Genomic DNA, 8,129 nt, shown 5'->3' on the forward strand with positions numbered 1-8,129 from the left:
TAATCAGCAGAACGAACAATTACGAATGTTTTCTTACGGGATTTTATCTCAATATTTTCTAAAGTTTTCTGTTCAATCGGCAAACCGCTTTTGTCGTAAAATTTTAAGTTTATAGAATACTTTCCTTCGTTAAGAGGAAGCCGAGCGATTAAAATCTTGTCGGGTAAAGACCTCCACGACCTTTTGTCCGCGTGTTCTGTTGCCGCAGAAGCGACATTCAAGACCTTCTTGGTAATCCACCCTAAAAGCTTGTCGTTTGAATCCTTTGCAACCTTTTCAGAGATCTTATGGGCACGCGCAAATTTTACAGCTGCCCTTGCTATTGTTTTTATCTTTATGCGGGATATTCTGTCTTCAAGATTTTTTTGTGCTATTGCGCTGATATCCTGAACAACTTCCCCTTCAGAACTTCTTCCCGAAAGATCCTGTGTGGAAACTCTGAAACCCTGAATCCTTGAAGGAATTTTTTCATATTTCGGAAAAGCCATACGGATCTGCTCATCCATAATAATTGAACGGGCAATCGCGCCGGCCTGCTCCACTTCTTCTCTTTCTTTGCCGCGGGCGTCCATTCCGTTAACATAAATCCAGGCTTTGCCGAAAGATATTTCAAAAAAACTGTCAATTTTTTCAGCCGAAAAACCGTTATAATCTATTAAAACCAGCTCGCCGAAATTTTTCGGCAATTCCTCGTATGATGGAACCTGCCAGTCATTTTTAATATTTTGAACATCATTGTCAAAACGAAGTTTAGAAGCTGCCCTCAAAGCGTCGTTGACAAGCTCTTGCGGAGCGGTTAACTTGTAAACTTTTTGATAATCTTTATAAGCGTTAAGAGCGATCTTGTAGGAAATCAGGGCATCATTAACTTGCCCCTGGTCCTCATAAATCATCCCCATCAGATATCTGGCAAAAGCATCTTCTTTATAAACGTTTTTGTAGCCGTAATCTGTCTGGAGTTTCTTTAAAAAATCATCTGCTTGACGGGCTTCAACCAGCGCTTCGTTTCTTTCCCCGAGCATCAGATAATTCAGCGCGCAGAAAATATTAACATGGGCCCGCTCAAAATCTTCGCCGTAGTAAGGGCGCATGTTATCGCTTATTAAAAAAGTAGATGCTTCGGTAGTTACGCTTTTGGTAAAAAGTTCGTCAAACAAACGTTTTGCATTTTCAAAGGCGGCATTGCTTTCCTTATAATTGCCGCTGAGATGAAGAAGCATGCCAAGGTCAAGGCAGTAAAGAAGCGCATTTTTATTTCCGTAAGCGCTGTCCTTTGACTGTTCCGTTAATGTGACAGCATCGGAATATTTTCCGCTTGAAACCAATTTACCGACATCCTGGTAATAAGCTGTCTTTGTCGCGCAGGCAGAAATTAAACTTCCGGAAATAATCAAAACACCGACATATCTTAATATGCGTTTAAGCATTTATAATTCACAATCTATAGCTGAAGTCTAGTTAGTTCTGAGTTCTGAGTTCTGAATTCTTTTCTAATAACTCATCTCCCATTACTCATCACTGACTTAGATTCTTCTTTTTTTCTGTTCAACAATCTTTTTTATTTTTTTCTGGCCTATCCAGACTTTTTCCGTCGTTTCAATGTCTACCAGTTCAAGCTCTATCTGATAATATTTTAACGAAGTATTTGCCGCCTGGTCCATAATTGTATTGATTTTTCCCTGAAGCATAAAATCAGCTCCGTATTCTTTCCCTGCGCTTTTTGCGGTTTTAAGACTTGCGTTCTTTGCCTGTTCAATTCTTTCTTCGCGGACTTCTTCTTTCTGCGGTTTTGCAGCGACAAAACGCACTTTACCGGAATTTGTAAGCTCGCGCTCCAAATCGGCTACGAATGTTTCGGTGTTTATGTGCTCACTGCTTTTGTTTAAAACTGTCCCTACAATTACTCTGGGTTTTACACCCTTTTCTGAAACAAACTCGCTTACCCACGGGCGTGAAAGCGAATCCTGAATCATTTCCTGCGAAACCAGCTGGGAATCTGTGTCATTCCAGAATCCGCTAAGGTCAACTTGCTGAGAAGCATCTGTCCTTGTAATCTTCGGCGCATTCGCGCACGATGAAAGCAATGCTAGGCACATTAAACCTATAACCAAATGCATTTTCTTCATTTTACTCCTCCTTTTTCCCAACCTCCAAACCGGGTTTGGCGGTTGGTTCATTCCATTGTTAAATGCTTAATTTTTTGCAATTCTCGCTGATAACCTATATTATCATAGACAAATTCTCTATAATTCTTTGGGCTGAGATCAATAAGTTCAGTGAAGTTGCATATTTGTTTTTTGTTATCAAAGTCTAGATATTCATTGAAGGATGAAAATTTCCATTCTTCGGGTTTGTTGACTAAATAAGCGCTGACCGGATTGAGATGAATATATCTCGTTACATGCAATAATTGTTCATTGGTTTCAATAAGTATGTTTTTAAATCTTCCTTGAAATAATGGCCCAGTTCTTTTTAGTTTAGCATTAAAATATTTGCTATAACTTTTTAGAACAAATTCCATATATCTTGAAATACCGCCTTTTTTCACTTGTTTAAGCAATAAATGAAGATGCGTCGGCATGATACAGTAGGCAATGATTTCAACTAATTTATTCGAATCTGATATCTCAGCTAATTTTTCTTCTTTTGTATTTTCAAATAATTCTAAAAAAGCAGAAAATTTGCAGGGGATATTCTCATGCATATAATAAAACAAAGTGCCTAGAATTCTATTGTAGTCTTTTTTCGCTTTAAAAATAACATAATCAGCAATGGTCTTCGTACAAATGTGATATATGCACTCTTCAACCAAAGGAATTTTCCGTTGCCCCATAAAGTACCTTTTTTTGCCCCAACCGCCAAACCCGGTTTGGAGGTTGGGTTACTTTATTTTGATTTTTTTGAATTTTCTTTTACCGGCTTGAATAACACATTCCTTTTTTAAAACAATAATTTTGTCTTCAAGGATTTTTTCACCGTCAATTTTTATCCCGCCCTGCTCAATTAAACGACGCGCCTCTTTTTTGCTGGGAGCAAGGCTTGAATTTACAAGCAAATCGGCAAGTTTTATCTCTTTAGCCTCTACTACACATTCTTCCATATCTTCGGGGTTTTGCTTTTTACAAAACACATTATCAAACTCGCACTTGGCATTATTAGCCGCATCTTTTCCGTGATATTTTGCGGTTATTTCTTCCGCGAGGCTCACCTTTGCTTCCCTGGGATGCATAGCCTTTACTTCTTTCAAATCCCTGTCCGTTAAAAGCTCAAAATATTTATACATCAGTTCATCCGATACGGACATTATCTTTCCAAACATATCCTTTGGAGTGTCATTTAAAGCTATATAATTTCCGTACGATTTTGACATTTTCCTTACGCCGTCAGTTCCTTCTAAAAGAGGCATAGTCAAAACTACCTGCGGATCCTGACCAAAATCTCTTTGAATTTCCCTGCCAAGCAAAAGATTAAATTTCTGGTCGTTACCGCCAAGCTCAACGTCCGCCTTAACCGCTACCGAATCATACGCCTGAAGTAATGGGTATAAAAACTCAACTACAGAAATCGGACTGTCATTCTTATATCTTTTTTCAAAATCGTCCCGTTCAAGCATCCGCGCAACCGTGTATTTTCCTGCAAGGTCCAGCAACCCGTTTAAACCCAAAGGGAAAAGCCACGAGCTGTTATAAACAACTTCAGTTTTTGACTTGTCAAGAATTTTAAAAAGCTGATCCTGATATGTTTTGGCGTTTTTCATCACGTCTTCCTCGCTCATTACCTGGCGAGTTTCTGAACGGCCGGAAGGATCTCCTATTCTCGCAGTTAAATCCCCTATGATAAAAATAATTTGATGCCCTAAATCCTGAAAAGTTTTCAGTTTATTCAGCAGAACGGTATGTCCTAAATGAAGGTCCGGAGATGTAGGGTCTACGCCCAATTTAATTCTTAAAGTTTTTTTTTCGGACAGTTTTTTGATAAGTTCTTTTTCCGATATTATGTCGGTTGCGCCGCGTTTTATTTTGCTGAGAATTTTATCCATATTTCAATTTCTCTTTAATCCGGGGCTAGTCCTCGTCTTCTTCATCAAGCTTATGCCGCGGAGTTTCCTTAGGCAGTATCGCGGAAAATATGGCTTGTTCGGGATTTTCCAGCTGGTCATGCATTTTAAGACGCTCATCTATTTTCTTTCGTATTTTTTCATCTAAAGCCGGATTATTTTTAACAATCCCGCGAAAAACATCTCCGGCGAGAATAATTATATCAGAATCTTCTTCCACTTTTACGGTTGCAGTTGCCGAGCGGGGAGTTAACAGCGAAATTTCTCCGAATAAATCCGTCGGCACGAGTTCGGCAACTTTAGTGACTTGTTTTCTTCGGCGAACATTAACCGAAACTTTTCCTGATTGTATTATAAAAAGCTTGTTTGAAATTTCGCCTTGAAATATTATTATTGTTCCTTTTGTATAATGCCTTTTTTCAAATCCTTCGACAAGTTGAGCCAATTCTTGTTCAGTAAGGGTGTCAAAAAAATCTGACTGCCGAATAACTTCTTTTGCCCAATTAGAGTCTTTAACTGTTAGTTCCATAAATCACCTTATTTTGAATATTAACTGCATGTTAAAGTTATGAAAGTTTAGAAAGTAAAAACTGAACGACAAATCGTAAACAACGTGTAAAAGTTAAGAAAGTTATGAACGTTATGAAGGTTTTGAGTCTTAAACTTTTTAACTTTTAACTTTATAACTTTCTTAACGCCTCTTATTACGTTAAGTCGCAAGCTGTTTTGCTAAATTATGCAGTTCTTTATCAAACAATTTTTTGTTCTTTATAGCAGTTGAAACAGGAATATCGCTAACTGCCCCCTTACTAAAAACTACAAGACGATTTTTTTTACCCTTAAGGAGTAAACTAACTGCATAAGCTCCGAACTGGCAGGCAAGCATTCTTGATCTTGAAGTAGGAACTCCTCCCCGTTGAATATAGCCTAAAGTGCTTACCCTAACTTCAGCGCCGATTTCTTTATTAATTCTATCGGCAAGGTCATAAGGATTTCCCACCCCTTCGGCAAAAACTATTATTACTGAAGTCTTTCCGCGGGAACGGTCCTTTCTTAAATCAGAAAGCAGATGAGGATAATTAATTTTAATTTCCGGAACTAAAATATATTCTGCACCTGCCGAAACGCCGATCGTTATCAATTGTGGCAGGAATGCAAATAACAGGTATTCCCTTTTTGCTGATTGAATACCCCGCATTCAGCGAGCCGTCCCCGCCGATAATTATTAATCCTTCTATTCCCAGGTGTTTTAACACATTAATTGCGCGGTTCATCCCGGTAGCGGTCTTTATTTCGGGGCAACGGCCGGTCCTTAATATTGTCCCGCCTTTATTTATAATACCGCTTACAGACCTTGCGTCAAGGCGGGTAAATTGGTCTTCCAAAAGCCCTATAAAGCCCCTGTTTATGCCGATAACTTCCAGCCCCTTATAAATAGCCTCGCGGACAACCGCTCTAACAGCAGCGTTCATTCCGGGCGCATCGCCCCCGGAAGTAATAACTCCAATCTTTTTCATAAGCTTGCCCCGTTAGAAATAATGGCCGCTTCACTAGCAAAGATTAAACCGTTGGACTGTTACATAGAATAATTATAAGTAAAATAGAACGTTGGTGAAATTGTATAATATTTTCTAACGGGGTAAAGGGATTATATATAATTAGGATGGCAAATTCAACAACTATTTGTATTTATAAGCACTGTCATGCCCATCCTGAACTGACCCGTCTTGCGGGTCACCCTGAACTTGTTTCAGGGTCTCTTAACTGGCTCAGCATCTCAAAAGACGAGATCCCGAAATAAATTCGGGATGACAACATAGACACAAACGAGATTCCGAAACAAGTCCGGAATGACACCTTGGGCATAGACTTGATCCTGATCCGCCGTGCCCGCCCCGCTGTTTTGGTTTAGAATAAACCATGCGGGGGGCGGACGGGATTACAACGCACCTCTTAAACATAGTTTTTTCCAGTCTTATATCATCTGCAGAATAATGTCTTTATTAAGCATTTTAAGTTCATTTTTGTCTTCAAGAAATCTTTCTACATCTTTTCTTACGGCATTAAAATCGGTTTTTTCGATTTTTTCAGCCATAAATTCCTTCAAATTATCCGCTGAAATATTCATTGATTTCTTTTCTGTCTGCATAATAGCATTATTCAACAATTTAAAATTGGGAAGTATCTTTTTCCCGAGATACCACACCAAATCATAAAAATCTCTTCCTTTAGTATATTTGCGGAAAAAACAAGCGTGCAGTTTTGTTGCAAAAAGGGACGGTAAATCAAAATGTTTGACCGCAAATATAAATGACTCGCTTACCGGGCTAACGGCAGTGTTCCAGCCTTCAGGCGGATTGGTATCAATTTCCAATTTAATTGAGAGTTTATGCCCTTTAAGATTGCTTAAACCGAGCTCTTTTAATAATCCCGGAAATTTTACCATACTGGAATGTACAACCATGGTTTCCTTGCGCGTTACTTCCGTTTTAAATCCATAATGATTAAATTCAAACAAAAGGTTATCAATCAGTTTTTTGAAAGAATACCCTTTTTTTTCAATTAGGCTGAAATCCAGATCCTCGCTGTATCGTTTAAGATCATATAAAATCCGCAAAGCAGTACCGCCTACAAAAGCAACATTATTAAAAATTTCTCTGTCAAACATAATTTTGAGCGCAAGGATTTGGAGATACTCTCTGGTTTTATTGATTTTTTCTTCAACCGATAAATTTTTCTCAATATACTGCTTTAAAATTTCATACATTTATTTCCCCTGGTATAATGTTCATTATACCTGATATATTTTCTCGTTAAATCCGGGGCCCAATTCCTTATGAACCTTAAAACAGCAACCTATTATTTTCCCGGTCAGTTCATCAATTTGTTTCATCTGTGTAATCACCGTCTAATCTATGTCCGCCCCAGTCGCCGCGCCTGCCGGCGGGCAGGGATCAGCCTTGGGCTGATAATCAAGACATCCTGATCTTTGTAGGAGGTCTTTACAAAGATTTCAACTCTTGAACGATTTTTAATAGTTTTTTGTTCTCCGAAAGTTCCGCATATTGCTTTAGCCTTGATTTATTTAGCGAGTCAATATTTTGAAACCTGAATGATTCAACAAGCATTTCTCTATAGTTTTTTTGAAATTTATTCAAATTTAAATAAACAAAATCTACAAAGGCTTTTTCGGGTGAAGCAATGAAATACGGCAGATTTTCCTCATCCTTGTTTTCCATAAATCCCGTAAAAAACGGCACTTTAACATGCTGGTAAACAAAAGTGCCAAAGTCATTCGTCATTTTTTTTGTCTTCTTTGTTGTAATACAAGTAATATCAGCAACTTTTTCCGGGATCAAGCCGTATAATGATAAGGCGTATTCCAGGCTTACATATGACGGGCTATAAATTTGGCTTGAAATATATAGGCGAGAAGGATTGATTTTTCGGTCTTCTGAATTCAGTATATAAAGATTATTGCGCAGTTTGATGAGTTTTCTGCTTTTTTGCCAACGAAGCATTTGTACTTGCAAAGAATGATTATAAACACCCTCTAGCTTGAGAGTTTGAACATTAATTAATGGAAAACTTCTGATTTTGTTTTTAAAATCGTTAAAATTCATTGTATTTCCCTAAATACACATATTTGTATATTTACGGAAATACTATACATTATAAACTATTATTTGTCAAGAGCAAATATAACCCAACCGCCAAACCCGGTTTGGCGGTTGGGTTGGATGTCGGGGGTGCAAAAAATTCGGCGCTGTTATAAATTTTCATCCCCCCTGTTGTGAAGTTATAAATAACTTCACATCTTTAACAGCGCCGAACCGATTTATTTAAGACATTTTTCAAGCTGGCACCCTGTCCGCCGCGGCGGATCAGGAGCTGTTTCAATTTTGTCATGCTGAACTTGGTTCAGCATCTCAAAGCCGAGATCCTGAAATAAATTCAGGATGGGCATAAAGGTTAAAAAGTGTTGCTATTTTTGACAGTTTTGAAGTAGCAAAACCATTTTAAGTAACTAATTTTATGCCTTTCAGAAAGACCGCGATGATTTCTATATTGA

Annotated in this window: 10 protein-coding genes; all 10 read right to left on the minus strand. The window is 38.1% G+C overall.

Annotated elements, in window-relative coordinates; all coding sequences use genetic code 11:
* Nucleotides 1–1,427: hypothetical protein (locus NT145_02385; protein ID MCX5781542.1), on the minus strand; the 1,427-nt coding region annotated here is incomplete at its 3' end.
* Nucleotides 1,428–1,523: 96 nt separating this feature from the next.
* On the minus strand, nt 1,524–2,126 hold the full coding sequence (locus tag NT145_02390) for a penicillin-binding protein activator LpoB (GenBank protein ID MCX5781543.1): 603 nt from the start codon (nt 2,124–2,126) through the stop codon (nt 1,524–1,526).
* Between the two features lie 47 nt (nt 2,127–2,173).
* The gene (locus NT145_02395; GenBank protein MCX5781544.1) at nt 2,174–2,833 is read right to left on the minus strand and encodes a transposase; all 660 of its coding nucleotides are present in this window, start codon (nt 2,831–2,833) and stop codon (nt 2,174–2,176) included.
* 48 nt (nt 2,834–2,881) lie between these two features.
* On the minus strand, nt 2,882–4,039 hold the full coding sequence (tyrS, locus tag NT145_02400) for a tyrosine--tRNA ligase (protein ID MCX5781545.1): 1,158 nt from the start codon (nt 4,037–4,039) through the stop codon (nt 2,882–2,884).
* Between the two features lie 25 nt (nt 4,040–4,064).
* Entirely contained in the window at nt 4,065–4,586 is a 522-nt protein-coding gene (locus NT145_02405; GenBank protein ID MCX5781546.1) for a cyclic nucleotide-binding domain-containing protein, read from the minus strand.
* A gap of 180 nt (nt 4,587–4,766) precedes the next feature.
* Nucleotides 4,767–5,255 carry a 6-phosphofructokinase gene (locus NT145_02410; protein MCX5781547.1) on the minus strand — a complete coding sequence of 163 codons (489 nt, stop codon included), beginning with the start codon at nt 5,253–5,255 and terminating at the stop codon, nt 4,767–4,769.
* The gene (locus NT145_02415; protein MCX5781548.1) at nt 5,143–5,574 is read right to left on the minus strand and encodes a 6-phosphofructokinase; all 432 of its coding nucleotides are present in this window, start codon (nt 5,572–5,574) and stop codon (nt 5,143–5,145) included. Before NT145_02415 ends, NT145_02410 begins: the two co-directional genes overlap by 113 nt.
* A 458-nt stretch (nt 5,575–6,032) precedes the next feature.
* On the minus strand, nt 6,033–6,824 hold the full coding sequence (locus NT145_02420; protein MCX5781549.1) for a nucleotidyl transferase AbiEii/AbiGii toxin family protein: 792 nt from the start codon (nt 6,822–6,824) through the stop codon (nt 6,033–6,035).
* A 24-nt stretch (nt 6,825–6,848) separates the two neighbouring features.
* On the minus strand, nt 6,849–6,950 hold the full coding sequence (locus tag NT145_02425) for a hypothetical protein (protein ID MCX5781550.1): 102 nt from the start codon (nt 6,948–6,950) through the stop codon (nt 6,849–6,851).
* Between the two features lie 109 nt (nt 6,951–7,059).
* A complete protein-coding gene (locus NT145_02430) occupies nt 7,060–7,680 on the minus strand; it encodes a hypothetical protein (GenBank protein ID MCX5781551.1) in 621 nt (206 codons plus the stop codon).
* Between the last annotated feature and the right edge of the window lie 449 nt (nt 7,681–8,129).

The organism is Elusimicrobiota bacterium (assembly GCA_026388075.1).
Classification (GTDB): domain Bacteria; phylum Elusimicrobiota; class Endomicrobiia; order Endomicrobiales; family JAPLKN01; genus JAPLKN01.